Source organism: Streptosporangium sp. NPDC004379, from assembly GCF_042873875.1.
Taxonomy (GTDB): domain Bacteria; phylum Actinomycetota; class Actinomycetes; order Streptosporangiales; family Streptosporangiaceae; genus Streptosporangium.
In genome coordinates this window covers 1-23,732 of record NZ_JBIAMC010000011.1, presented here as the reverse complement: position 1 = coordinate 23,732, position 23,732 = coordinate 1, and the positions used below count along the sequence as shown (strand labels likewise).

Below are 23,732 nucleotides of genomic sequence, written 5' to 3'. Positions count from 1 at the left end.
CGGCCGGACCGGTCAAGGAGGACGGACCGGGCCGGAGAGGCGTTTTTTCCGGCGGCACGCCGGGCGTTTGAGAAACCCGTTCGCGGTCAGCTATGGGCATGAACGCGGAATCTCCCCAGAATGAGGAACCGTGCGACAAACCCTCCGCGATCTCGCCGCTCTGGCCGCCCGGCTGGGAGTGGGCGGGATCTTCTTCGCGAACGGCTGGCACAAGCTGGAGGCGGGCCTGACCGCCACCAACGACCAGTTCACGTCCCTCGGGGCGCCCGCGCCCGGAGCCTGGGCCGCCGCGACGATGCTGATCGAGCTCGTCGGCGGGGTGCTCCTGGTGGCCGGGCTGGCGGTTCCCGCCTGCGGTCTGGTGCTGTTCGCCGAGGCCGTCGCGGTGTTCGTCGTGACCACCGGCGAGCACGGCCTGCCACTGACCGGCGGGGACGTCAGCCTGGTGATCGCGCTCGGCGCCGCCTCCGTCCTCCTCGCGGTCGTCGGCGCGGGCCGCCTGTCGGTCGACCACCTGCTGGTGATGAGGCGGCGGGAGGCCGAGGCCGCCCAGGACTTCGCCGCCGAGACCGAGGCCGACGACGTGATCGCGGCGCTGCGCGAGCCGGAGTCCGCCCGGGGCGCTGGGACCGCCGGAACCACCGCCGGAGCCGCGGGTTCCGCGGACGCGGGAGACGCCGGGCCGGCGGGGACGGGGCGCGGGCCGGCGCCCGGCGGGGACACCGCGGAGTTCCCCGCCCGGCAGCGGGCGCACCCGTACGGGGACACCGGGGACACCCGGGACGGCGGGAACGCCGGAGAGACGGGAGGGACCACCGTCGGCGGGGACCCGCCCGGCACCCGGGAGAAGACCCCCGGACCGGGAGGCGCCGCGGATCCGCGTGACGTCCCGGGCGGAGGTGCCGGCGGCCCCTCCGGAAGTCACGACGTCCTGGTGGCCCGGCGGGACGAGCCCCGGGGAGACTGAGCGGCCCCGTCCGATGTGCTCTGTGGAAGGATGCGGCGGACAGTCCGTCGTGTCCGGATACAAGGAGTTTCGATGATCCGCCGCTGGAATCCCGACGTCGTGGCCGCCCCGGCCGGCCGCTACAGCCACCTCGCGGCGGTGCCCGAGGGCCACGAGCTGGTGATGATCTCCGGGCAGCTCGGCGTGCTGCCGGACGGCGCCCTCGCGGGCCCGGACGCGGAGTCACAGGCGCGGCAGGTCTACGTCAACATCGAGCTGCTGCTCGAATCGATCGGCGCGACGCCGGCGCACCTGGTGAAGGTGTTCACGATGGTCGCGGGGACCGAGCACCTGCCGGGCTGCCGCGCGGCGATGGGAGAGGCGTTCGGCAGGTGGTTCCCGGACGGCGACTGGCCCGCCCAGTCGCTGGCGGTGGTCGCGGCCCTGGCCGCCCCCGAGTTCGCCGTCGAGGTGGAGGCCGTGGCCGCCGTCCCGCGCGCCGCCGGACGCGGCTAGCGGAGGTCCTCGCCGGGCCGGGGACGCGGGTCGCGGGGACACCCCGGGATGAGAGCCTCGGCCCGGTCCTGGGCGGCGAGGACGTCGTCGCCGTGCTCGAACGCCCACTCCCCGAACGCCCCGATCAGCGGCACCAGGCTGCGGCCCAGGTCGGTCAGGCCGTACTCGACCCGCGGGGGCGCCTCCGGGTAGGCCCGCCGTCCGACGAGGCCGTTGTACTCCAGCCTGCGGAGCGTCTCGGTGAGCACCTTCTGGCTGATCCCGCCGATCCCCCCTCGCAGTTCCCCCGGCCTGCGCGGGCCGGAGCGCAGCGCCCACAGCACGACGGCGTTCCAGGTGTTGCCGATCAGGTCGAAGGCGAGCCGGGCACGGCAGTCGGCGAGGAGCACGTCCACGTCACCGATTATGCCGCCGCCGTCGCGCACCGAACGGTGCCTTACGGCTTGCCTATGGTCGTTCCCACCGGCCCGCGGCGCGGAGCCGGGCCGGACGGCGCGCGGGCCGGGTCGTCACCTGGTCCACGGGCGCCGGCCACGACGGCATGACGGCATGACGACATGGGGAGGACGGATGCGCATCGGCATCCTCGGGGCGGGCAACATGGCCGACGCCCTCGGCACGCAGTGGGCCCGCGCGGGCCACGAGCTCATGGTGAGCGGCCGGGACGCGGCGAAGGCCGCGGCCCTGGCGGAGCGTCTGGGACCGGCGGCCCGAGCGGGCGCCTGGGCCGAGGCGGCCGGGTTCGGGGAGGCGGTGCTGCTGGCCGTACACGCGGAGGCGGTGCCCGACGTCCTGGCGGCGGCCGGCGCGGCGGACGGGGCGTTGCGCGGGCGCGTGCTGATCGACTGCACCAACTCCGTGGTCCCCGGGAAGTTCGTCCTCGCCGCCGAGGGCGGCCCCTCGATGGCCCGGCGCGTCGCGGAGATCGCGGTCGGCGCCCGCGTCGTCAAGGCGTTCAACCTCTGCCACGAGGACGTCTGGCGGATGACGCCGCCCGTCTTCGACGGCGAACGGCTGGCCGTCCCGCTGTGCGGGGACGACCCCGGCGCGCTCGCGACGGTACGGTCCCTGGCCGAGGACCTGGGCTGCGAGGCCGTCGAGGCCGGCGGCCTGGACCGCGCCGGGCTGCTGGAGGCGACGATGGCGTTCATGGTCGGCCTGTGGTTCCGCGGCGCGGACGCCCGGGCGGTGCTGCCGCCCGCGCGGTACGCGTTCGGCGATCCCGCCGCGGCCACGCGCTGACCCGGGCGCGGACCCCGCAGCGGCCACGCCGATCCGGACGGAGATCCCGCCGCGACCGGCTCCGGCTGTGGTCCCGTCGCGCCGATCCGGACGGCGGTCTACAGGCCGCGCTGCTGGGCCGGGACCCCGACCCGGTCCACGATCGCCTCGGCTCCCTCCTGCCGGGCGCAGTTCGCGCAGCAGTACCAGCGCCCGTCGGCCTCCACCCCGTGCCCGACGATCCGCACACCGCAGTGCTCGCAGACCGGCGCCATGCCGCTGATCGCGCACTCGAAGCTGTCGAAGACGTGCACGGCCCCCTGGGCGTGCACCTCGAAGCACATGTCGTAGTCGTTGCCGCAGACCTCACACCGAGCCATGTCTCCCCCCGAAAACCGGCGGCGTCCTCGCCATGGGTCTACCCGGCCGGGGACGGCCTCAGACGAAGCCGGTCGAACGTTGACCCGTCATCGCGGGACCGGAGTCAGGCGGGGGCATGCATCCCGGAGGCGACCCGCATCCCGAAATCGCCCTGCGTCCCGGGGGTGGCCGCGGGCCGGGTGCGGAAGACGACGACCGAGTCGGGAGGCTCGGGATGGCAGACGGGGCAGCCCGGGTCGCTACAGGCCACGGGGCACGCACCGCGCCCGCACCAGTGCTCGGAGGCGGTCTCGCAGGCCGCGGCGTGGACGGGGGTGGGCTCGATGACGTTCACTTCACCCCCGCCCTTTCGCGTCTCCGTCATGGTAAGTCAACACGCGCCGCGCGAGGGGGCGCAATCATCACCTTCCCCGGCCCCCTCCGGGTTTCCGTGCCTTTCCGGGTGCTCCGGCGGCGGCTCCGACCGGCGGATGTCACACACTCGAAGGGTGTCCCGTCCTCCATGTGTGAAGACCGATGAAGATCTCGCCGCCGAGTTCGCCGCGATCCGGCCCCGCCTGGTGGGCGTGGCCTACGGCCTGCTCGGCAGCCTCGACGAGGCCGAGGACGTGGTCCAGGAGGCGTGGTTCCGGTTGGGCCGCGCCGGCCGCGAGGAGATCCGGGACGTCACGGGCTGGCTGGTGGTCACGGTCTCCCGGCTCGCGCTGGACGTGCTGCGCTCGGCGCGGGCGCGCCGGGAGGAGTACGTCGGACCGTGGCTGCCCGAGCCGGTGGTGGGCGGGGGCGACCCGGCCGACCGGGTGACGCTGGACGAGTCGATGAGCATGGCGATGCTCGTCGTGCTGGAGTCGCTCAGCCCGGCCGAGCGCACCGCGTTCGTGCTGCACGACGTGTTCGGGATGCCGTTCGACGAGGTGGGCCGGACCGTGGGGCGCTCACCGGCCGCCTGCCGCCAGCTCGCCGCCCGGGCGCGCCGGCACGTCGCGGCGCGGGCGCCCCGGTTCGAGGTGGACGCCGCCGAGCACCGCAGGGTGGTCGAGGCGTTCGCACGGGCCGGTTCCGGGGACGACATCGGCGCGCTGATGGAGCTGCTCGACCCCGGCGTGGTGCTGCGCAGCGACGGGGGCGGCCTGGTCACCGCCGCCAGGCGGCCCGTCCGCGGCGCCGACCGGGTGGCCCGCTTCCTGATCGGGATCACCAGGCGGTACGGCCCCTCCCGCGGGTTCGCTCCGGTCGCGGTCAACGGCTGGCCGGGGCTGCTGCGGTTCCGGCGGGGCGCGCCGCACGGCGTCTACACGCTGAACACGGCCGGTGGCCGGATCACCGAGATCTACATCGTGATGAACCCGGAGAAGCTGAGGAGCATTCCATGAAGGAACGGATGGACATCGCCGAAGTCGCCCCCGAGGGCTACCAGGCCATGCGGGGCCTGGAGAAGTACCTCAACGGCAGCGGCCTGCCGAGACCCACGCTGGAGTTGGTGAAGGTGCGGGCCAGCCAGATCAACGGCTGCGGCTTCTGCGTGGACATGCACAGCCACGAGGCGAAGCGGGCCGGCGAGAGCGACGAGCGGTTGTTCTCGGTGGCCGCCTGGAGGGAGACGCCGTACTACACCGACGCCGAACGGGCGGCCCTGGCCCTGGCCGAGGAGGCCACCCGGCTCAGCGACCGGGCGGAGGCGGTGCCGGACCACGTGTGGGAGGAGGCCGCCCGGCACTTCGAGCCGCCGCTCCTGGCCGCGCTCGTGATGGCGATCTCGACGATCAACGCCTGGAACCGGATCTGCGTCACCACGCGTAAGGTCGCGGGTTCTCTTCGCAACCAAAGCGGTTGATGCGGAGGGTCTCCCGGGGCTAGGTTGGCTCGCACGGGCTTTCCGTGCGAGCCGGCCTTTTACACCGGCTCGCGGCGGGGAATGCCGGGTGATATCGGACACACCAGGCGTAAAGAAAAGGGGGGCGGACCATGCGACGCAGCAAGACCATCAGGCCGCGTGACCGGCGCCGCCGCACCGTCGGCACCGAGCCGGACCTGCGGACCCCGTCGGGCCGCATGCTTCCTTATTGAACGTCCCTTTACAGTGGTTTTACGCGGTTCTCTGTAAACAACTCGCGTAACGGAATCATCACGCCGGGGGGCTGTTCAATGAGGAGACTTGCGGTCGTGCCGCCTCAGGTCGCACGGCTCAAGATCAGGGATATCCGTTCCGCGAAGGACCGCGGGCCCTCCAGGGACGCCAAGGTCGTCGACCTCCGCGCCTACGCCGGACGCAACGTCGTGCTCTTCCCGCGGACGAGCGGCCCCACACCGGCGGCCTGATCCGTCCGAGGGGTGGCGGGGTTCCCGCCGAGACGCAGCGGAAGACCCGCCCGGGGCGGGTCTTCCGGCTTTCCGGAGCCGTTTCCCCTGGACCGTCCTTCCCGAGCCGTCCCTCTCGGGCATTCCTCACGAAGGCGTCCCTCTCAGGCCGCCCCTTCCGGACCTTCCTTGCCGAGGCGCCCTCCTCACGCCTTCCTCGCCGGAGCGTTCCCTCAAGCCGCCCTCACCGGGGCGTCCTTCCGAGGCCGTCCTTCCAGGACCGCCACGGACCGCCACGGATCACCACGGATCACCCCGGCATCCGAGGCCACGCCACCAGTAATAGAACGGAAGATTATGTTCCGTGACTATAGTGGAAGGGTGGAGACGACGACCCCGGCCCCCATGAGCGGCCGCAAGGCCCAGGCCGCCCGGAACGACCAGGTGATCCTCGAAGCGGCGCGGGCGGTGTTCGTCGCCGACCCCGGCGCCCCGATCTCGGCGGTGGCCGAGCGGGCAGGGGTGGGCATCAGCGCGCTCTACCGCCGCTACGCCGGCAAGGAGGACCTCCTGCGCAAACTCTGCTCCGACGGGCTGCGGACCTACATCGCGGAGGCCGAGACCGCCCTGTCGAACCGGGACGACCCGTGGGAGGCGCTCGCCGGTTTCATGCGGCGCATCGTGGACGCCGACGTCCACTCCCTGACGATCAACCTCGCCGGCACCTTCACCCCCACCGAGGAGCTAGGGCGCGAGGCAGCCCGCGCCGGCGGGCTCGCCGAGCAGGTATTCGACCGCGCCGCCCGGGCGGGCGTCCTGCGGCCCGGTCTGAACACCGCCGACATGTCACTGATCTTCGACCAGCTCGCCGCCCTCCACCTCGGCGACGAGGAGCGGACCGCGCAGATACGGCGCCGCCATCTCACCCTGATGCTGGACGCTCTGCGCCTGACCTCCGCCCCTCCCCCGCCCGGCCCGCCGCCGACCGCCGAGGAGGTCACCCGCCGCTGGACGACCGGCTGACCCGGGCGGCGCCGGTCCGCTCTCGCCGGGGGCGAGCGCGGCCAGGTCCCGCCGGGCCGGACGGCGGCCGCGGTGTCCATGAGGTCGATCAGGTGACGCGGGCGGCCGCCGAGCGGTTCCGGCCCGGTGGCGGGTAAATCGATTCGCTTATGTAACAGCGCTGTTGTATTTTCGGGAGCCTTGCCCGGCCGTGCCGTCACACCGTACGGCGCACCGTCGAAGGGAACCCGACATGACGCAGCCCCCCGCCCCGATCGAACCCCATGACCACGGCATGCTCGACGTCGGCGACGGCAACCTCGTCCACTGGGAGGTGTACGGCAACCCCGGGGGCAAGCCCGCCCTCGTCGTGCACGGCGGCCCGGGGGCGGAGTCCGCACCCCGCCACGCCCGCTCCTTCGACCTGGAGCGCTACCGGGTCATCCTGTTCGACCAGCGCGGCTGCGGGCGCAGCACCCCGCACGCGAGCGACCCCGCCGCCGACATGAGCGTCAACACCACCGAGCACCTGCTGGCCGACATGGAACGGCTGCGCGAGCACCTGGGCGTCGACCGCTGGCTGCTGTTCGGCGGCTCCTGGGCGTCCACGCTCATCCTCGCCTACGCCGAGCGCCACCCCGAACGGGTGTCGGAGATCGTCATCCCCGCCGTCACCATGACCCGGCGCTCGGAGACCGACTGGCTGTACCGGGGCGTCGGCCGGTTCTTCCCCGAGGCGTGGGACCGGTTCCGCACCGCCCTCCCCGAGGCCGACCGCGACGGCGACCTGGTCGCGGCCTACGCCCGGCTCATGGAGCACCCCGACGCCGAGGTGCGGGCCAAAGCGGCGGCCGACTGGCTGGCCTGGGAGGACGCGGTGATCTCCACGGAGCCGAACGGCAGGCGGGGCGCCTACAGCGACCGGCCGTCCGACGCGATGCTGGCGTTCGTCCGGATCTGCTCCCACTACTTCGCCCACGGCGCCTGGCTGGAGGAGGGTGTGCTGCTGCGCGAGGCGCACCGCCTGGCCGGGATACCCGGCGTGCTGATCCACGGCCGCCACGACCTCGGCAGCCCGGTCGGCACCGCCTGGGAGCTCGCCCAGGCATGGCCGGACGCGAAGCTGATCGTCATCGAGGACTCCGGCCACACCGGCAGCGACACCATGCGCGACGAGATCCGCGCCGCGCTCGACCGCTTCGCCACGCGGTGAGCCCCGGGTGAACCCCGGCGACCGTTCCCGCTCACGGGGTGGCGCGGAAGGCCCTGCGGTAGGCCGACGGGGAGGTCCGCATCGCCCGGGTGAAGTGATGGCGGAAGGTCGCCGGGCTGTCGAACCCGACCGCGGCCCCGACCTCCTCGACCGGCACGGCCGTGGACTCCAGCAGCGGGAGGCTGGCCGCGATCCGCTGGGACGTCACCCAGCGCAGCGGGCTGGTGCCGGTGCGGCGGCCGAAGTGCCGGACGAAGGTGCGCTGCGACATGCGGGCGGCCCGGGCCAGGGCGCCGACGGTGATCGGCCCGGTCAGGTGGTCCAGCGCCCAGCCCATCGCGGCGGCCACCCCGTCGTCCTCCTCCGCCGGGACCACCGCGGCCTCGATGAACTGCGCCTGCCCGCCCTCCCGGTGAGGTGAGACGACCAGCCTGCGCGCGACCGCGTTGGCCACGCCCGGCCCGTGGTCCCTGCGGACCAGGTGCAGCAGCAGGTCCAGCCCGGCCGCGCTGCCCGCGCTGGTCAGCACGTCCCCGCCGTCCACGTAGAGCACGCCGGGATCGACCCGCACCCGGGGGAACCGCCGCTGCAGCAGCCCGGCGTACCTCCAGTGGGTGGTGGCCTCCCGCTCGTCCAGCAGTCCCGCCTGGGCGAGCGCGAACGCCCCCGAACAGATCGACACGATCCGGGCGCCCCGGGCGTGCGCCGTCCGCAGCGCCGCGACCACCTCCGGCGACACCGAGCCGGAAACGTCCGGCACGGCCGGGACGACCACCGTGCCCGCGTCGGCCGCGACGTCGAGGCCGTGTGCCGCCCGCATGGTGAACCCGCCGGCGATGCGCAGGTCCGCACCGCTTTCGGCGCACACCGTCAGCTCGTACCAGGGGACCGCCAGCTCGGGCCGTGGAAGGCCGAAGATCTCCACGACGCAGCCCAGCTCGAAGGGAGCCATGCCGTCGAAGGCGAGCACCGAGACGGTACGGCGGGCACCCCGGCGCTCCATCGGAATCGGGAACGGCATGGCGGGATCTTAGCGGGGAACGGCATTCGTGCCACTGTCGGACCCGGAGCCGCGGACGCCATCATCGTGCCCGTCCCCTTCTCGTCCGGTCGCGCCCCTCGCCGGGCGGGTACCGACGTCCACAGAAAGGATGCCGAATGTCCGTCTCCCCCTCCGCCGCCACAGCCGCCTCCCCCGTCGCCTCCGCCGTCACCGCGGTCCCCGCCGCCGGCCGGGCCGCCGCATCGGCCCACTTCGCGAACCGGCTGGCGTTCGAGACCGACGTGTCCGACGTCGCCGCGGACCTGGCCTCCGGAGTCCCGGGCATCGTCGTGGTGGACTCGCGCAGCGCGGAGAGCTGGGCGCAGGGACACGTGGACGGCGCGGTCCACCTGCCGACCGCCGAGATCGCCCGCCGGGCCGCCGAGGTGGTGCCGGCGGGCGCGACCGTGGTGACCTACTGCTGGGGCCCGGGCTGCAACGGCGCCACCCGTGCCGCCCTGGAGTTCGCCAGGCTGGGTCACCCCGTCAAGGAGATGATCGGCGGATTCGAGTACTGGGTGCGGGAGGGGTTCGCCGTGGCGACGGCGACCGGCGTCTCCCGCCGCCGGCCCGACCCGCTGACCGCTCCCGTCTCCGGCGCCGCCTGCGCCTGCTGACCCGTACACCGCTCACACGCGCGAGGCGGGCGGTGCACCCGGCCGTCCGCCGGGCGCACCGCCCCCTGACTCCGCGAGGAGGTGCCGCGATCAGCTGCAGCCGCTGGTGGAGCCGCAGCCCTCGCAGACGTAGCAGCTGCCGGCCGGGCGCATCTTGGTGCCGCAGGTCATGCAGAGCGGCGCGTCGGCGGTGCGGCCCTGGTGGGACTCCAGGGAGCCGCCGCGCTCCGGCCGGGCCTCGGCCGCGGGGACGTCCGCGGCGTCGGCGACGCCGGTGTCCTCCCCGGACCTGGCCTGCTCGATCGGCGCCGAGGTGGCCAGCTCGGCGATGACCTCGGCGGCGTGCAGCGGGGCCGGGTCCTCACCGCGCTGCTGGGCGGCCCGCTCGGAGGCGGAGAAGATGCCCAGGGCCGCCCGCTCGTCGTAGGGCAGGTGGTCCAGCGCCAGGCGGCGGAAGATGTAGTCCATCACCGAGGCGGCCATGCGGATGTCCGGGTCGTCGGTCATGCCCGCCGGGTCGAACCGCATGTTGACGAACTTGCTGACGTAGGTCTCCAGCGGCACGCCGTACTGCAGGCCGATGGAGATGGCGACCGAGAAGGCGTCCATGACGCCGGCGAGGGTCGAGCCCTGCTTGGACATCTTCAGGAAGACCTCGCCGAGACCGTCGTCGGGGTAGGACGAGGCGGTCATGTAGCCCTTGGCACCGCCCACGGTGAAGCGGGTGGTGGTGCTGGGACGCTGGTTCGGCATCCGGCGGCGGGTCGGACGGCCCACCTCCACGATCTGGACCTGCGGCTGCGCGGCCGGCTCGGCGACCTGCCCGGCCGTCTTGTCCTCGGCCTTCTTCCCCCCGGCCGACAGCGGCTGGCCGACCTTGCAGTTGTCGCGGTAGACCGCCAGGGCCTTGAGGCCGAGCTTCCAGCCGGCCATGTAGACCTGCTCGATGTCCTCGATCGTGGCCGACTCGGGCAGGTTGACCGTCTTGGAGATGGCTCCGGACAGGAACGGCTGGACGGCGGCCATCATGCGCACGTGGCCCATGGGGGCGATCGCCCGCTCGCCCATGGCGCAGTCGAACACCTCGTAGTGTTCGAGCCGCAGGCCGGGGGCGTCCACGACGTGGCCGTTGGCGGCGATGTACTCGACGATCGCCTCGACCTGCTCCTCCTGGTAGCCCAGGCGGCGCAGGGCCCGCGGGATCGTCTGGTTGACGATCTGCATGGAGCCGCCGCCCACGAGCTTCTTGAACTTCACCAGGGCGAGGTCGGGCTCGATGCCGGTGGTGTCGCAGTCCATCATCAGGCCGATGGTGCCGGTGGGCGCCAGCAGCGACGCCTGGGCGTTGCGGTAGCCGTTCTTCTCCCCCAGCTTCAGGCAGTCGGCCCACTGACGGGTCGCCTCGGCGTGGAGGCCCTTGTCCATGGCGTCCAGCGTGCGCAGGTCGTCGTTGGCCGCGGCGTGCTTGCGCATGACGCGCTTGTGGGCCTCGGTGTTGCGGGCGTAGCCGTCGTACGGTCCCACGACCCCGGCCAGCTCGGCGCTGCGGCGGTAGGAGACGCCGGTCATCAGCGAGGTGATGGCGCCGGCGATGGCCCGGCCGCCGTCGGAGTCGTAGGCGTGGCCGGTGGCCATGAGCAGCGCGCCGAGGTTGGCGTAACCGATGCCGAGCTGACGGTAGGCGCGGGTGGTCTCGGCGATCTTCTCGGTCGGGAAGTCGGCGAACGTGATGGAGACGTCCATCGCGGTGATGACCAGCTCGGTCACCTTCACGAAGCTCGCGACGTCGAAGGTCTCGTCGTCCTTGAGGAACTTCAGCAGGTTGATGCTGGCGAGGTTGCAGGAGGAGTTGTCCAGGTGGAGGTACTCCGAGCACGGGTTGCTGGCGGTGATGCGGCCCGTCTCGGGGCTGGTGTGCCAGTCGTTGATCGTGTCGTCGTACTGGACGCCCGGGTCGGCGCACTCCCAGGCGGCCTTGGCCATCTTGCGGAACAGGTCGCGGGCGTCGATCGTCTCGATGACCTCGCCGGTGAGGCGGGCGCGCAGGCCGAACCGGTCGCCGTCCTCCACCGCGCGCATGAACTCGTCGGAGACGCGCACGGAGTTGTTGGCGTTCTGGTACTGGACGGAGACGATGTCCTTGCCGCCCAGGTCCATGTCGAACCCGGCGTCGCGCAGCGCGCGGACCTTGTCCTCCTCGCGCGCCTTGGTCTCGATGAACTCCTCGACGTCGGGGTGGTCGACGTCCAGGACGACCATCTTGGCCGCGCGGCGGGTCGCGCCGCCGGACTTGATGGTGCCCGCGGAGGCGTCCGCACCGCGCATGAAGGAGACCGGGCCGCTGGCCGTACCACCGCTGGAGAGCAGTTCCTTGGAGGAGCGGATCCGGGAGAGGTTCACGCCGGAGCCCGAACCGCCCTTGAAGATCACGCCCTCTTCCTTGTACCAGTCGAGGATCGACTCCATGGTGTCGTCGACGGCGAGGATGAAGCAGGCGCTCACCTGCTGCGGCGAGGCGGTGCCCACGTTGAACCACACCGGCGAGTTGAAGCTGAACACCTGGTTGACCAGGGCGTGCTTGAGCTCGTGGTCGAAGATCTCGGCGTCCTCGTCGGTGGCGAAGTAGCCGTTCTCCACCGCGGTCCTGGTGTAGACGCCCACCACGCGGTCGATCAGCTGCTTGAGGCTCCACTCGCGCTGCGGGGTGCCGACCGCGCCACGGAAGTACTTGGTGGTCACGATGTTGGCGGCGTTGACCGACCAGGACTCGGGGAACTCCACGCCCCGCTGCTCGAAGTTGATCGAGCCGTCCCGCCAGTTGGTCATGACGACGTCACGGCGTTCCCAGGACACCTCGTCGTAGGGATGCACTCCGGGGGTGGTGAAGATGCGCTTCATCTTCAGCCCCTTGCGCAGCCGCCTGCCCCCGCCCGCGGCCGTACCGCTGACCGTCTCCGTCATGACTTCCCCCTTCCGGGGCCCCGCCTTTTCGCGGAACCCACGAGTCGGACCACATCAACGCGCCGCTCTGGCCCCCGGCGCCCGGGGTTCGGATTCAGTTTCGGTCCTGCTTGGCGGAGCGTTCCGCGCGCAACTGCTCGATCTCGGCCTCGAAGTCGGCCAGGGTCTCGAAGCCGCGGTAGACGGAGGCGAACCGGAGGTACGCCACCTCGTCCAGCTCGCGCAGCGGGCCCAGGATCGCCAGCCCCACCTCGGGGGCGGCGATCTCGGCCGCTCCCGTCGCGCGGATGCTCTCCTCCACCCGCTGGCCCAGCTGGGCGAGGGAGTCCTCGCTCACCGGACGCCCCTGGCACGCCCGCCGCACTCCGGCGATCACCTTGTCCCGGAAGAACGGCTCGGTGACCCCGCTGCGCTTGCTGACCATGAGCAGGACGGTCTCCTGCGTGGTGAACCTGCGGCCGCATTCGGGGCACGTGCGCCTGCGGCGGATGGCGCCGCCGTCGTCGGTGGACCGGCTGTCGATGACCCGCGTGTCCGGGTGACGACAGAACGGACAGTGCACGCGGGTCGCCTCCTTGGCCTGCAGGTGGCCCGCGCCCTGTGTTTCGCCTCGTGTTTCCCGCAAACCCCATGGCAGGGGCGCGCGCGCACGTCTTCCAAGGGTCGAAATGCGGTAACGAAAACACAATCTATGGTGAAGTTCACCGGTGGAGCCACTAGATGTTGTGGTCCAACGGTAGGAGGGTCCGACCATGAACGCAAGTCAGCCGGGCCCCGCGCGCCGAAGTCGCTGATCAGCGCGCCGACCCGGCGTGTCGCCCCCTCCTGCCCCGGCGGTCACGGCGGTAACACCCCCTATGCCCCTTTCGCCCCCACGCCCCACGAAGCCACCACACCCTGAGGCCGCACCCTGAGGCCGCCGCGTCCCGGCGGCCGGGACGCCGGCCGCCGGGACGCGCGGTCACCCTCCGGGACGCGCCGTCACGGTGATCACGGCGCCGCCTGCCGGGGCCCGGCGTCGCGGGCCGGGACCGACGAGGAGTCGGCGCACCCCGGATAGCCGACCCCGAGGGTCGTGTCGATACGGGGACCGAGCCACAGCGCCCCCAGGGTGACGAGCGTGAGGACCGCCAGCACGACGACCCTGCCCCGCCTGGTGAGCCGGACCGGCGCACCAGGGTATCGGACGTTCCCCGGCGGCCCGGGCCTGCGGCCGGGCCGCCGCCGGGATCGTGGCGCCGCCATCTCCGCCGCGGTCGCCTTCATATTGACCACCCCCTCCGACCTGGTCGAACACACGTCGAGGAAAGATCGGCGAATCGAACACGATGTCGATCGAACTCCCGTACGATGTTGTACACCACGCCGTCGGTCATTTCGAGGAAGACTCGAACAGTTGTTTGAACATGATCTTCGACGGCGGTACGGTCGCTGTGGGCGACACGGGCAATGCAGACCGGGAGGCAAGGAGATCGCATGAGCGAGCACGACGAGAACGGTTCGGCCGTCAACGACCTGGCGGTGCGCAGACGTGACTCCCTCGGCCTCACCCCCAGGCAGCGGAAGATCCTTGAGGTGATCCGCGACTCGGTGCAGCAGCGCGGCTACCCGCCGTCCATGCGGGAGATCGGCGAGGCGGTGCAGCTCACCAGCACCTCCAGCGTGTCGCACCAGCTGACGGCGTTGCAGCGCAAGGGCTATCTGCGCCGCGACCCGCACCGTCCCCGCGCGCTCGAGGTACGCCTCCCCGGCGAGCCGGTGCTGTGGGTGGACCCGGACGCCGCCCAGGAGGGCGTCAGCCGCCCCACCGCGGCCTATGTCCCGCTCGTCGGCCGGATCGCCGCGGGCGGCCCGATCCTCGCCGAGGAGAGCGTCGAGGACGTCTTCGCGCTGCCCAAGCAGCTCGTCGGCGAGGGCACGCTCTTCCTGCTCCAGGTGGCCGGCGACTCGATGATCGAGGCCGCCATCGCCGACGGCGACTGGGTCGTCGTCCGCCAGCAGCCCGTGGCCGACAACGGCGACGTGGTCGCCGCGATGATCGACGGCGAGGCCACGGTGAAGACCTTCAAGCGCAAGGGCGGCCACGTCTGGCTGGTCCCGCACAACCCGAACTACGACCCGATCCCCGGCGACGAGGCGACCGTCCTGGGCAAGGTCGTCGCGGTGCTGCGCAAGCTTTAGACCCTTCCCTGGAGGAGCGGGCCCCGGTCTCCACCGGGGCCCGCTCCTTTTCACGGGCCCATCGGCCTCCGCGTCCTGTTCTTCCTCCCGCCGCCCCACGCGCCGTCACCGGATGCCGGAACGGCGGGCGCCGCCGTCCTCGCCACCGCCGTCCTCGCCACCGCCGTCCTCGGCACCGCCGTCCTCGGCACCGCCGTCCTCGGCACCGCCCTCACCGCACCCCGCCGCGCTGCGCGAGATGGCGGAGATACTCCACGCGATCGAGCGGGTTGCCGTCCGACCGCGCGCGGTGGGGAGGCGGGCCGGTGACCGGCCGGTCACCGGCCGGCCCCGACCACCAGATCCCCTCGCCCCGCGACAGGCCGGGAAGCCGGCGCTTCACCTCCCGCACCCTGCGCGCGGGGATGTCCCCCTTCAGCGACCACGTCTCCGGTCCCCCGGCGGAGGCCGCCGTCTCCGCCCCGTGCTCGGCGAGCAGTGCGGTGACCGCGCTCAGCGTGTCGGCGGGGATCTCCAGTTCGAAGGCGTGACACGGCTCGTGGACGCGGGTCCCGGCGGCGGCCAGCGCCCGCATCAGGACGAGCGGAGTGAGGTGCCGGAAATCCCCGGCCGTGCTGAGCGGAGGCGCGAAGCCCGTCCGGGTCAGGGTGACGACGCAGTCGATCACCGCCCAGCCGTGCATCCCCTGCCGGAGGGTGTCGCGGACGGCCTCCTCGATCGCCCGGTGGAAGGGACGCGGGAGCGATCCGAGCTCCACCTCCCGCCGGAAGGCGAGCCCCGATCCGGTCACGCCCGGCTCGACGCGCAGCCCGACGGTCGCGTAGAAGTCGTTGCGCCCGTGACGGCTGATCTCCTCGACGGCCTCCCCCGTCCCCGTCGGCCGCTCCAGGTACACCGTACGGCTCGGCTCGAAGACGGCCTCGACCCCGAAGTCGCGCAGGAGCATCGCCGCGATCACCTCCTTCTGGACCTCCCCGTACAGCAGCACCGAGGTCTCCCCCTCGGGGGTGACGTGCGTGTGGATGAGCGGATCCTGCTGGGCCAGGCTCAGCAGCGCGGCGTGCAGCCGCGCCTCCTGACCGGGCCGTGCCGGCCGGACGACGGTCTCCAGACCGGGCGGGGCGAAGCGCGGCCGCCGGGCGAGCCCGTACGCGGAACCGATCTGGTCTCCGACCCGCACCCCGGAGAGTCCCCATACCTTGGCGATGTCCCCCGCCGTCAGCCGGTGCGGTCCCTGCTCCGCGGAACCGACGACGCGCAGGACGGTGACCTGGCCGGGATGCTCGCTGACGCCACCGTCCGGTTCTCCGCGGTGGAGGGTGACGCGTTGCCGGGCGCGCAGCTCACCGGCGTGCATCCGCACGTAGGCGATCTTCTCCCCCGCGCCTCCGCGCTCGATGGCGAAGACGGTGCCGCGTGCACCGGTCCCTCCGGCGTCGCAGCCGGGCGGCAGCAGACGGGCGATCCCGTCGATCAGCGTCCCGACGCCCTGACCGGCCAGGGCCGAACCGAAGAAGACCGGGTGGAGCAGGCCTGCGGCGACCTGGGCGCGTATCTTCACCCCCAGCTCATCGGGCGTCGGAGGCGGGCCGTCGACGAGGGCCGCGAGCAGCGCGTCGTCGTTCTCGGCGAGGACCTCCGCCACCCGGGCGCGGAAACCGGGCTCGTCCAGGGAGTTCGGCGTGACGCGGACGGCGGGGGTTCCCGCCCGCCGGACGGAGCTCATCGGAACGACGTGCGGCGCCAGTCTTCGCCGGATGTCCGCCGTCGTCCCGTCGGGACGGGCGCCGGATCTGTCGACCTTGTTGACGAAGATCAGGGTTGGCAGGCGCATCTCCCGCAGCGTCCTCATCAGGACGCGGGTCTGTGCCTGCACGCCCTCCACGGCGGACAGGACGAGGACCGCGCCGTCGAGCACGCGCAGGGCCCGCTCGACCTCGGCGATGAAGTCGGAGTGACCGGGGGTGTCGATCAGGTTGATCCGCAGGTCGCCGACGCCGAAGGAGGCGACCCCGGAACGGATGGTGATGCCGCGCTGCCGTTCGATGTCACCGGTGTCGGTCTGGGTGCTGCCGCCGTCGACGCTGCCGAGACGGTCGATGACTCCGGTGTCGAACAGCAGGCGCTCGGTGAGGCTGGTCTTACCCGCGTCGACGTGCGCGAGGATACCGATGTTGATGGTGGGCACAGGCGGTCGAAGTCCTCGGGAGCTCTGGTCCTACAGGGCACTGTGAGATTCCGAAGACGCGCCGCATGCCGTGCTCCCTGTGATCGTCCGTCCTGTCGCCGCCATCCTGTCACCGATCCACCCGATCTTCGAGGCGATATCCGGGCGGGCCGGATCGCGGCTCCGGCGGAGGGTCGCGGTACCCGGGCCGAACGCGAGCGGGCCCGCCGTCCGGGAGGACGACGGGCCCGTTCCCGGGCCCTGTGGCGGCACCCGGGAGGCACACGTGCCGGACCGCCCGCTCCGGGGGCGGTCCGAGCCGTGTCAGGGGACGATGTTGACCAGCTTCGGCGCGCGGACGATGACCTTGCGCGGGTCACCGTCCAGGAAGGCCCGGACCTTGTCCGAGGCCAGCGCCAGCGTCTCCAGCTCGGCTTCGGAGATCTCCGGGGAGACCTCCAGCCGGTCGCGGACCTTGCCCGCGACCTGCACCACGCAGGTGACCGACTCCTGGACCAGCAGGGCCGGGTCGACCGCGGGCCAGCCCGCCCTGGCCACCGACGCGGGGTGGCCCAGCCGCTCCCAGCCCTCCTCGGCGGTGTACGGCGCGACCAGCGACAGCATGACCGCCAGCGCCTCGGCCGCCTCGCGGACCGCCGGATCGGCGGCGCCGGGACCGGCGTCGATGGCCTTGCGGGCCGCGCTCGTCAGCTCCATCAGGCGGGCCACCGCGACGTTGAAGCGGTGGGACTCGACCAGCTTGGTGACCTCGTCGACGGTCCGGTGGGTGAACCGGCGCAGCTCCAGGTCACCGGTGGAGACGTCGGCGCCGGGGGCGGAGGCCGTGCCGGCCTCGGCCATGACGCGGAAGGCGCGGGCCAGGAACTTCTGCGACGCGGCCGGGGAGACGTCGGCCCAGTCGATGTCGTCCTCCGGCGGGCCGGCGAACACCACGGTCAGCCGGACGGCGTCCACACCGTAGGCGTCGATCTGCTCGCCCAGGTCCACGCCGTTGCCCAGCGACTTCGACATCGCCTTGCCCTGGTTGATGACCTGGCCCTGGTTCAGCAGCCGCCGGAAGGGCTCGGTGAAGCCGACCAGGCCCATGTCGTGCAGGACCTTGGTGAAGAACCGCGCGTACAGCAGGTGCAGCACCGCGTGCTCGACGCCGCCGACGTACTGGTCGACCGGCCCCCACAGGCGCAGCTTCTCCACGTCGAACGGACCCTCCTCGTAGGAGGGGTCCACGTAGCGCAGGAAGTACCAGGAGGAGTCGACGAAGGTGTCCATCGTGTCGGTGTCCCGCCGCGCGGAGCCGCCGCACTTGGGGCAGGCGACCTTGACCCAGTCGTCGGCCGAGGCCAGCGGGGAGACGCCCTTGGGCGCCAGGGCCTCGCCGCGCAGGTCGGGCAGGGTGACCGGCAGCTGGTCGTCCGGGACCGGCACCTCGCCGCAGTCCGGACAGTGGATGATCGGGATCGGGCAGCCCCAGAAGCGCTGGCGGGACAGCAGCCAGTCGCGCAGCCGGAAGTTGACCGTGGACCGTCCGGTGCCGCGCTCGGCCAGCACCTCGATGATCTTCCTGATCGCCTCGGCCTTGCTCAGCCCGTCCAGCGGGCCGGAGTTGACCAGGGTGCCCTCCCCCGCGGTGGCGACGCCGGTCTCACCCGGGTCGGCCAGGCCGGTGTGCACGACGACCCGGACCGGCAGGTCGAAGGCGCGGGCGAAGTCCAGGTCACGCTGGTCGTGCGCGGGGACGGCCATGATGGCGCCGTGGCCGTAGTCGGACAGCACGTAGTCGGCCGCCCAGACCGGCATGCGCTCGCCGGTGACCGGGTTGATCGCGTGGCGGCCCAGGAAGACGCCGGTCTTCTCCTTCTCGGTGGACAGCCGGTCGATGTCCGACAGCTTGGCCACCTCGGCGCGGTACGCCTCGAACGCCTCCCGCTGCTCCTCGGAGACGATCTCCTCGGCCAGCGGGGCGTCCGGGGCGACCACGAAGAAGGTCGCGCCGTACAGGGTGTCGGGGCGGGTGGTGTACACGGTGACCGGCTCGTCGCGGCCCTCGACCGCGAAGTCGACGTCGGCGCCCTCGGAGCGGCCGATCCAGTTGCGCTGCATGGTCAGCACGCGCTCGGGCCACTGGCCCTCCAGCTGGGCCATGTCGTCCAGCAGCCGGTCGGCGTAGTCAGTGATCTTGAAATACCACTGGGTCAGCTCGCGGCGGACGACCTCGGCGCCGCACCGCTCGCACCTGCCGTCCTTGACCTGCTCGTTGGCCAGCACGGTCTGGTCGGCGGGGCACCAGTTGACCAGACCGCCCTTGCGGTGGGCCAGGCCGCGCTCGAAGAAGCGGTTGAACAGCCACTGGGTCCAGCGGTAGTACTCCGGGTCGCTGGTGTGCAGGCGGCGCGACCAGTCGAAGGAGATCCCGTAGCGCTTGAAGGAGTTCGCCTGGGTGTCGATGTTGGCGTAGGTCCACTCGGCCGGGTGGGCGTTCCGCTTGATCGCGGCGTTCTCGGCGGGCAGGCCGAAGGAGTCCCAGCCGATGGGGTGCAGCACGTTGTCGCCGCGCTGCAGCCGGTAGCGCGCCACAACGTCGCCGATGGCGAACGCCTCGGCGTGGCCCATGTGCAGGTCGCCCGAGGGATAGGGGAACATGTCGAGCACGTAGTACCGCTCGCGGGTGTCGGCCGGGTCGTCGTCGGCGCGGAAGGGCTGCAGCTCCTCCCACCGCCGCTGCCACTTGGCCTGCAGTGCCTGCGGGTCGTAGTGCTGCTCGTCGCTCTGTATGTCGGCTCGCTCGCTCACGTCAATCTTCCCTCGGTATACGTATGCGTAGGTGATCTGACCCATCCGGCCCAATAGAAAAACCCTTCGCGTTCACGCGAAGGGCAGCCGCACCGGCAGGGCGTCTAGCCCCGGGAAGGCCGGTGCGGCCCGGTAAGCAGCAGGGCCGCGGCACGCATATGTCAAGACTATCGCAGTTCGCAAGCCGGGTTCATGGCGTTCACGACCCGGAATGCCTTCGCTCGCGGCGAATCCCTGGAATCCGGGGCCACGGCCCGGCAGAATGGGCCAGGGCATCGGATACGGGTGGGCCGAGATCCGATGGCGATGCGTCCGTTACGGCCTCACCTGCCTCGCCCGTTTACTCTTCTCACCGTGGCACACTCAGTCGAGCCGGGGCAGGGCCCGGACCCCTCCGAGGCCGGTCTGCCGTTGCAGGACCCGCCGACCGATCCCACCGGTCTCCAGTTCAGGGGGGGATTCTCTGGTTTCCCTGGGAACCATCCCGCCCCGCATGAGACCATGCCCAATACCCACAATTCGGGCGCCCGCGCAGGAGGTACGGAAGCAATGGCTTCGGAGCAGTCCAGCCAGTCGAGCCCGCCCCCGGCGTGGCCGCAACCGGCCGACCCTCCCGGCTGGGCGGACGACCCCCTCGGCACCGGCCCGCGACTGCCCCGTCCGCAGGACGTCTCCCAGGCCGGAGGCGCCGGGCAGACCTCGCCGGGCAACGGCTGGCAGGCCGCGATGGCGCAGGGCGACGACGTCTTCCGGCGGCAGGCGCCCGACCCGCGAACACCCGGCCCGCAGGCCCCGGACGCGCGGCGGTCCGGCGGCCAGGGCGGCGACTCGCCGTCCGGCGGCGACTCCTGGCGGACCGGCGTGCCCGGCAGCGGCTCCTGGCAGCAGGCCTTCGGCGCGCAGCCCCCGGCCGATCCTCAGGCCCCCGGCTCTCCCCCGGGGGGCGAGCAGTGGCGCAACGGCCCGCCGTCCCGTGACGGCTCCGGTGAGAACGGCTGGAACGCAGCGTCCCCGACGTCCCCGGCGTCCGGCACCGGCTGGCACACCGAGCCGGGCGCCACCGCGGCGATGCCCGTCTACTCCCCCTCCCCGACGAATCCGCCAGGCGCGAACCCCGGCCCCCTCGGCCGCCGGGATCCCCTCACCGATCCCGACCCGTTCAACCGCGACCCGCTGTCCAACCCCGACCCGTTCGGCTCCCGAGACCCCTTCCGCCCCTCCCCGGAGGGCGGCCCCACGGGGAGCGGGCCCCAGCCCGGCGGCTGGGCCCAGGCCGCGGGCGCCCCGCCGGAGGCCCCCGCGCACCCCGCGCCCGGGTGGAACGGCCCCGGCCAGGGGATGCCCCCGCAGGGCATGCCGGGCCAGGGGATGCCGGGCCAGGGGATGCCCGGTCAGGCCGGCCAGCCCTTCCCCGGCGGAGGTAACGGCGGTCCGCAGCAGGACCCCCGGCAGGGCGCGGGCCAGCCGGGCGGCCACCTCAGCCGCGACCCCTCCGACCCCAACCGGCCGTTCGTCACGGCGGGCCAGATCAGCGGCCCGAAGACCCCGCCCCCGGAGCGCCAGCAGGAGCTGTGGGACACCGTCTTCGGCGACAACTACCAGGCCATGGGCGACGAGGACGACCTCGAAGGCCGGGGCAGGCCGGTCTGGATCTACGCGCTCGCCGGCTCCGCCGTGGTCGCGCTGGTCGGTGTGGTGCTCTGGGCGTTCCTGGCCGGACCGCTCGCCTCCGGCAAGGACGACCCCGAGACCGCCGCCCCGCAGACCAAGCCCTCGGCCGCCGCGAAGAACCCCGCCAAGAGCAGGTCGACGTCTCGCCTGCCGCGCTTCCCCGGCAAGGCGTCCCCGGTCTCCGGCACCCTGTCCGACCAGGCCGCGGCGATCAGCGTGCCCAGGCTCGGCGGCCCCTGGCGGCTGGACCAGCGGCCGGCCGTACAGACCTCCTACGGCTTCGACACCCGCCAGTACGTCCCCGCCGGCTCCGACACGGCGGGCAAGCCGCAGTTCGCCCAGGTGATGTCCGGTCCGCTCTCGGCCCGGATGAAGAGCAAGTACGTCGACGGCAGGCTCGCTCCGGTGATCAACGCGGTGGCCTCGGCCGCCCGCGGCAAGTTCTTCCCCCAGGAGAACACCGCCCGCAAGATCGCCCAGCAGACGCTGAAGGTCGGCGGGCACCCGGCGCAGCTCGCCGCCTACGAGATCACCGCCGGGGAGACGAAGACCACCATGGTGGTGGCGGCCGTGAACACCGGAGCCCAGCTGCCCTCGGTCGTCTACATGTCGGTGCCGGACGGCAAGAAGGAACTGCTGCCCGACATCAACACCGTCTTCACGTCGATCAAGCCCGCGGCCTCCTGACATCCGGGGAGACCCCGGCGATCCCGGGGTCTCCGGGTCAGAACTCGCAGGTCATGTGCTTGATGCCGTTGATGAAGCTGGAGTGGAGGCGCTCGGGCCCGCCGCCCTCGATGTCCGGCACCCTGCGCAGCAGCTCGCGGAGCATCACGGTGATCTCGCGGCGGGCCAGGTGCGCGCCGAGGCAGAAGTGCGGACCGGGACCGCCGAAGCCCACGTGGGGGTTGGGACTGCGGGTGATGTCGAAGCGGAGCGGGTCGGCGAAGACGCTCTCGTCGCGGTTGGCCGCCCAGTAGTACAGGACCACCTTCTCCCCCTCGCGGTAGAGGTGGCCGTTCATCTCGTGGTCCCGCATCACCTTCCGGCGCATGAAGTTCACCGGTGAGGCCAGGCGGACGATCTCCTCCACCGCGCCGGGAAGGCGGCCGTCGAGGTCCGCGAGCAGCAGTGCGCGCTGGTCGGGATTGCGGGTGAGCAGGCGCAGGCCGTGCGAGATGGCGTTGCGGGTGGTCTCGTTGCCGGCCACGACCAGCAGGATGAAGAACGACCCGAGCTCCTGCGCGGTGAGCTTCTCCCCGTCGATGTTGGCGTTGACCAGCGACGAGGTGAGATCTCCGGTGGGCTCTTCGACCCGCGAGGCGGCGAGGTCCTGGACGAGCTGCTGAAGCTCCATCCCGGCGGTGAGCAGCTTCTCGGCGACCGAGGTCGTGTTGCCGCCGCCGTACTCGGGGTCGAAGCCGCCGAGGATCGTGTTCGAGCGGTCGAAGACGAAGCCGTACCGGTCCTCCGGGATGCCCATCATGTCACAGATGATCTTCAGCGGGAGCTTGGCCGCGACCTCGGTGACGAAGTCGCAGCCCGGGCCGGTGACGAGCAGGTCGTCCACGATCCGTGCGGCGGCCGCGTCGACGTCGGCCTCGAACTGCTTGATCATCTTGGGGGTGAACGCCCGGGAGACGATCCGGCGGAGCCGGGCGTGCCGCGGGTCGTCCATGTTGATCATCGACCCGAAGTACTCGGTGAACTCCGGTGGCATGTCCGGGATGTTGGTGGCCCCACCCTCCCCCGAGCGGAAGACCTCGGGCGTACGGCTGGCCTCCAGGATGTCGGCGTGCCTGACCAGCGCGTAGTAGCCGAGACCGCGAGGAGCGAAGGAGACCTCCGGCTCCTGGTAGAACGCCGGACTGGGAAGCTCGCGCAGCAACCGGAAGGCATGCTCCCGCTCCGCCATGGGCCTGGCCCAGAAATCGTAGTCGGAAAGATCGAAGTCGCTCGCGGAGACGATCGGCTTCCGCTCGGCTGGCGTCACGCTCATAGTGCCCATCATTTTCGCAGGTCTCGATCGGGTCAATGGAGGGTTGTCGAAAGTCGCGGGTGAAGCGTCCGATGCTCTCGGCGAGGTGGTCCGGGGAGGCGCGACCGGTCTTCGCCCCAGCGAAGCGGACCGGCCCCGGCCGGGCATGCGGCGACGTGATCGTCCGTCAGCGCCGGCCGTCCCGGGAAGGCGATGTCCGATGGATCGACGTCTTCCGCGGAACCGTCACACCACCTCCACTAGAACAGAGTTCGGTTTGTCGATCCTGCCACACGATCTTCCCGCCGACCAGACCGGAACGGCCCGAACCCTGAACCAGCGGCATGACGGACGACTGCCTGCGGAACCCGTACGACTCCGCGCAAGTCCTTCGCGACGGCTCCCGTCTACGGGGTGAGGCATACGCGCGACAGGGCGGTTAAAGCCGAACCAAGAATGCGATCGGCAGGCTGCTTCCCGCACTCGCCGAACGCCTCAACGACGAACGTCCGCCTTCGCCCGGCCAGGTGGACCGGCTGACCGGCTGACCGGTTCTTTCCGAACCGGCAGGCGGTGCTCCAACCCCCTTTGAGCCGGGACGTCTCCTCTGGCTTGGGCGAACCGGCGGTTATCGTGCTGGTCGGTGGTTCGCGCTGCGGTGGGTGGGTGTTCCGGCCGGCGCTGTGGCTGATGTCCGGTGCCGACCGGCCTCCGGCCTGGTCCCGGG

At 72.1% G+C, this 23,732-nt stretch carries 21 protein-coding genes; 11 read left to right on the top strand and 10 right to left on the bottom strand.

Annotated elements, in window-relative coordinates; all coding sequences use genetic code 11:
• Positions 1-130 precede the first annotated feature (130 nt).
• Entirely contained in the window at positions 131-967 is an 837-nt protein-coding gene (locus tag ACFYSC_RS23355; protein ID WP_389965285.1) for a DoxX family protein, read from the top strand.
• Positions 968-1,039: 72 nt separating this feature from the next.
• Positions 1,040-1,462 carry a RidA family protein gene (locus ACFYSC_RS23350; RefSeq protein WP_389965282.1) on the top strand — a complete coding sequence of 141 codons (423 nt, stop codon included), beginning with the start codon at positions 1,040-1,042 and terminating at the stop codon, positions 1,460-1,462.
• On the opposite strand, the gene ACFYSC_RS23345 is transcribed toward ACFYSC_RS23350, so the two are convergent.
• Entirely contained in the window at positions 1,459-1,857 is a 399-nt protein-coding gene (locus ACFYSC_RS23345; RefSeq protein WP_389965279.1) for a winged helix-turn-helix transcriptional regulator, read from the bottom strand. The two genes, ACFYSC_RS23350 and ACFYSC_RS23345, sit on opposite strands and share 4 nt — an antisense overlap.
• A gap of 175 nt (positions 1,858-2,032) precedes the next feature.
• Here ACFYSC_RS23345 and ACFYSC_RS23340 point away from each other — a divergent pair, with 175 nt between their 5' ends.
• Positions 2,033-2,704, top strand: a complete 672-nt coding sequence (locus tag ACFYSC_RS23340) for an NADPH-dependent F420 reductase (RefSeq protein ID WP_389965276.1) — start codon at positions 2,033-2,035, stop codon at positions 2,702-2,704.
• A gap of 98 nt (positions 2,705-2,802) precedes the next feature.
• Here the strand turns inward: ACFYSC_RS23340 and ACFYSC_RS23335 are convergent, their stop codons facing one another.
• Both ACFYSC_RS23335 and ACFYSC_RS23330 read right to left on the bottom strand, forming a co-directional pair.
• Complete coding sequence (locus ACFYSC_RS23335; RefSeq protein ID WP_362942698.1) at positions 2,803-3,063, bottom strand: hypothetical protein; 261 nt, start codon at positions 3,061-3,063, stop codon at positions 2,803-2,805.
• 104 nt (positions 3,064-3,167) lie between these two features.
• Positions 3,168-3,428 carry a hypothetical protein gene (locus ACFYSC_RS23330; RefSeq protein ID WP_389965272.1) on the bottom strand — a complete coding sequence of 87 codons (261 nt, stop codon included), beginning with the start codon at positions 3,426-3,428 and terminating at the stop codon, positions 3,168-3,170.
• Positions 3,429-3,570: 142 nt separating this feature from the next.
• Here ACFYSC_RS23330 and sigJ point away from each other — a divergent pair, with 142 nt between their 5' ends.
• The 5 genes from sigJ to pip all read left to right on the top strand — a co-directional run bounded on the left by sigJ (position 3,571) and on the right by pip (position 7,577).
• Positions 3,571-4,437 carry an RNA polymerase sigma factor SigJ gene (sigJ, locus tag ACFYSC_RS23325; RefSeq protein WP_362942704.1) on the top strand — a complete coding sequence of 289 codons (867 nt, stop codon included), beginning with the start codon at positions 3,571-3,573 and terminating at the stop codon, positions 4,435-4,437.
• Positions 4,434-4,898, top strand: a complete 465-nt coding sequence (locus ACFYSC_RS23320; RefSeq protein WP_389965267.1) for a carboxymuconolactone decarboxylase family protein — start codon at positions 4,434-4,436, stop codon at positions 4,896-4,898. Before sigJ ends, ACFYSC_RS23320 begins: the two co-directional genes overlap by 4 nt.
• A 329-nt stretch (positions 4,899-5,227) precedes the next feature.
• The gene (locus ACFYSC_RS23315; RefSeq protein ID WP_389965264.1) at positions 5,228-5,383 is read left to right on the top strand and encodes a hypothetical protein; all 156 of its coding nucleotides are present in this window, start codon (positions 5,228-5,230) and stop codon (positions 5,381-5,383) included.
• A gap of 360 nt (positions 5,384-5,743) precedes the next feature.
• Positions 5,744-6,385, top strand: coding sequence for a TetR/AcrR family transcriptional regulator (locus ACFYSC_RS23310; protein WP_389965261.1), 642 nt, complete (start codon positions 5,744-5,746; stop codon positions 6,383-6,385).
• A gap of 232 nt (positions 6,386-6,617) precedes the next feature.
• Positions 6,618-7,577: a prolyl aminopeptidase gene (pip, locus tag ACFYSC_RS23305; protein WP_389965258.1), complete on the top strand. Its 960-nt coding sequence runs from the start codon at positions 6,618-6,620 to the stop codon at positions 7,575-7,577.
• 31 nt (positions 7,578-7,608) lie between these two features.
• Here pip and ACFYSC_RS23300 read toward each other — a convergent pair whose 3' ends face one another.
• Positions 7,609-8,598 carry a helix-turn-helix domain-containing protein gene (locus ACFYSC_RS23300; protein ID WP_389965255.1) on the bottom strand — a complete coding sequence of 330 codons (990 nt, stop codon included), beginning with the start codon at positions 8,596-8,598 and terminating at the stop codon, positions 7,609-7,611.
• Positions 8,599-8,735: 137 nt separating this feature from the next.
• Between ACFYSC_RS23300 and ACFYSC_RS23295 the strand changes: the two genes are divergently transcribed.
• Positions 8,736-9,236, top strand: a complete 501-nt coding sequence (locus tag ACFYSC_RS23295) for a rhodanese-like domain-containing protein (RefSeq protein WP_389965252.1) — start codon at positions 8,736-8,738, stop codon at positions 9,234-9,236.
• A gap of 90 nt (positions 9,237-9,326) precedes the next feature.
• On the opposite strand, the gene ACFYSC_RS23290 is transcribed toward ACFYSC_RS23295, so the two are convergent.
• The 3 genes from ACFYSC_RS23290 to ACFYSC_RS23280 form a co-directional block, all read right to left on the bottom strand.
• Positions 9,327-12,197: a vitamin B12-dependent ribonucleotide reductase gene (locus ACFYSC_RS23290; protein WP_389965249.1), complete on the bottom strand. Its 2,871-nt coding sequence runs from the start codon at positions 12,195-12,197 to the stop codon at positions 9,327-9,329.
• 94 nt (positions 12,198-12,291) lie between these two features.
• Positions 12,292-12,759, bottom strand: coding sequence for a transcriptional regulator NrdR (gene nrdR / locus ACFYSC_RS23285; RefSeq protein ID WP_389965246.1), 468 nt, complete (start codon positions 12,757-12,759; stop codon positions 12,292-12,294).
• Positions 12,760-13,187: 428 nt separating this feature from the next.
• On the bottom strand, positions 13,188-13,463 hold the full coding sequence (locus ACFYSC_RS23280) for a hypothetical protein (RefSeq protein ID WP_389965243.1): 276 nt from the start codon (positions 13,461-13,463) through the stop codon (positions 13,188-13,190).
• Between the two features lie 210 nt (positions 13,464-13,673).
• Here ACFYSC_RS23280 and lexA point away from each other — a divergent pair, with 210 nt between their 5' ends.
• Positions 13,674-14,378, top strand: a complete 705-nt coding sequence (lexA, locus tag ACFYSC_RS23275) for a transcriptional repressor LexA (RefSeq protein WP_362942734.1) — start codon at positions 13,674-13,676, stop codon at positions 14,376-14,378.
• Between the two features lie 211 nt (positions 14,379-14,589).
• Here the strand turns inward: lexA and otr(A) are convergent, their stop codons facing one another.
• Positions 14,590-16,566: a tetracycline resistance ribosomal protection protein Otr(A) gene (gene otr(A), locus ACFYSC_RS23270; RefSeq protein WP_389965239.1), complete on the bottom strand. Its 1,977-nt coding sequence runs from the start codon at positions 16,564-16,566 to the stop codon at positions 14,590-14,592.
• Between the two features lie 303 nt (positions 16,567-16,869).
• The gene (leuS, locus tag ACFYSC_RS23265; RefSeq protein WP_389965236.1) at positions 16,870-19,356 is read right to left on the bottom strand and encodes a leucine--tRNA ligase; all 2,487 of its coding nucleotides are present in this window, start codon (positions 19,354-19,356) and stop codon (positions 16,870-16,872) included.
• 549 nt (positions 19,357-19,905) lie between these two features.
• On the opposite strand from leuS, the gene ACFYSC_RS23260 reads away from it, so the two are divergent.
• Entirely contained in the window at positions 19,906-21,714 is a 1,809-nt protein-coding gene (locus ACFYSC_RS23260; RefSeq protein WP_389965233.1) for a hypothetical protein, read from the top strand.
• A gap of 37 nt (positions 21,715-21,751) precedes the next feature.
• Here ACFYSC_RS23260 and ACFYSC_RS23255 read toward each other — a convergent pair whose 3' ends face one another.
• The gene (locus ACFYSC_RS23255) at positions 21,752-23,026 is read right to left on the bottom strand and encodes a cytochrome P450 (RefSeq protein ID WP_389965230.1); all 1,275 of its coding nucleotides are present in this window, start codon (positions 23,024-23,026) and stop codon (positions 21,752-21,754) included.
• Between the last annotated feature and the right edge of the window lie 706 nt (positions 23,027-23,732).

Excerpts from the sequence above, each read along its gene's own strand:
- ACFYSC_RS23295 (WP_389965252.1), top strand. The coding sequence starts at position 8,736 with ATGTCCGTCTCCCCCTCCGCCGCCACAGCCGCCTCCCCCGTCGCCTCC.
- ACFYSC_RS23280 (WP_389965243.1), bottom strand. The coding sequence starts at position 13,463 with ATGAAGGCGACCGCGGCGGAGATGGCGGCGCCACGATCCCGGCGGCGG.
- ACFYSC_RS23335 (WP_362942698.1), bottom strand. The coding sequence starts at position 3,063 with ATGGCTCGGTGTGAGGTCTGCGGCAACGACTACGACATGTGCTTCGAG.
- ACFYSC_RS23260 (WP_389965233.1), top strand. The coding sequence starts at position 19,906 with ATGGCTTCGGAGCAGTCCAGCCAGTCGAGCCCGCCCCCGGCGTGGCCG.
- pip (WP_389965258.1), top strand. The coding sequence starts at position 6,618 with ATGACGCAGCCCCCCGCCCCGATCGAACCCCATGACCACGGCATGCTC.
- ACFYSC_RS23330 (WP_389965272.1), bottom strand. The coding sequence starts at position 3,428 with ATGACGGAGACGCGAAAGGGCGGGGGTGAAGTGAACGTCATCGAGCCC.
- ACFYSC_RS23300 (WP_389965255.1), bottom strand. The coding sequence starts at position 8,598 with ATGCCGTTCCCGATTCCGATGGAGCGCCGGGGTGCCCGCCGTACCGTC.
- ACFYSC_RS23290 (WP_389965249.1), bottom strand. The coding sequence starts at position 12,197 with ATGACGGAGACGGTCAGCGGTACGGCCGCGGGCGGGGGCAGGCGGCTG.
- ACFYSC_RS23255 (WP_389965230.1), bottom strand. The coding sequence starts at position 23,026 with ATGAGCGTGACGCCAGCCGAGCGGAAGCCGATCGTCTCCGCGAGCGAC.
- lexA (WP_362942734.1), top strand. The coding sequence starts at position 13,674 with ATGAGCGAGCACGACGAGAACGGTTCGGCCGTCAACGACCTGGCGGTG.
- ACFYSC_RS23350 (WP_389965282.1), top strand. The coding sequence starts at position 1,040 with ATGATCCGCCGCTGGAATCCCGACGTCGTGGCCGCCCCGGCCGGCCGC.
- ACFYSC_RS23340 (WP_389965276.1), top strand. The coding sequence starts at position 2,033 with ATGCGCATCGGCATCCTCGGGGCGGGCAACATGGCCGACGCCCTCGGC.
- ACFYSC_RS23320 (WP_389965267.1), top strand. The coding sequence starts at position 4,434 with ATGAAGGAACGGATGGACATCGCCGAAGTCGCCCCCGAGGGCTACCAG.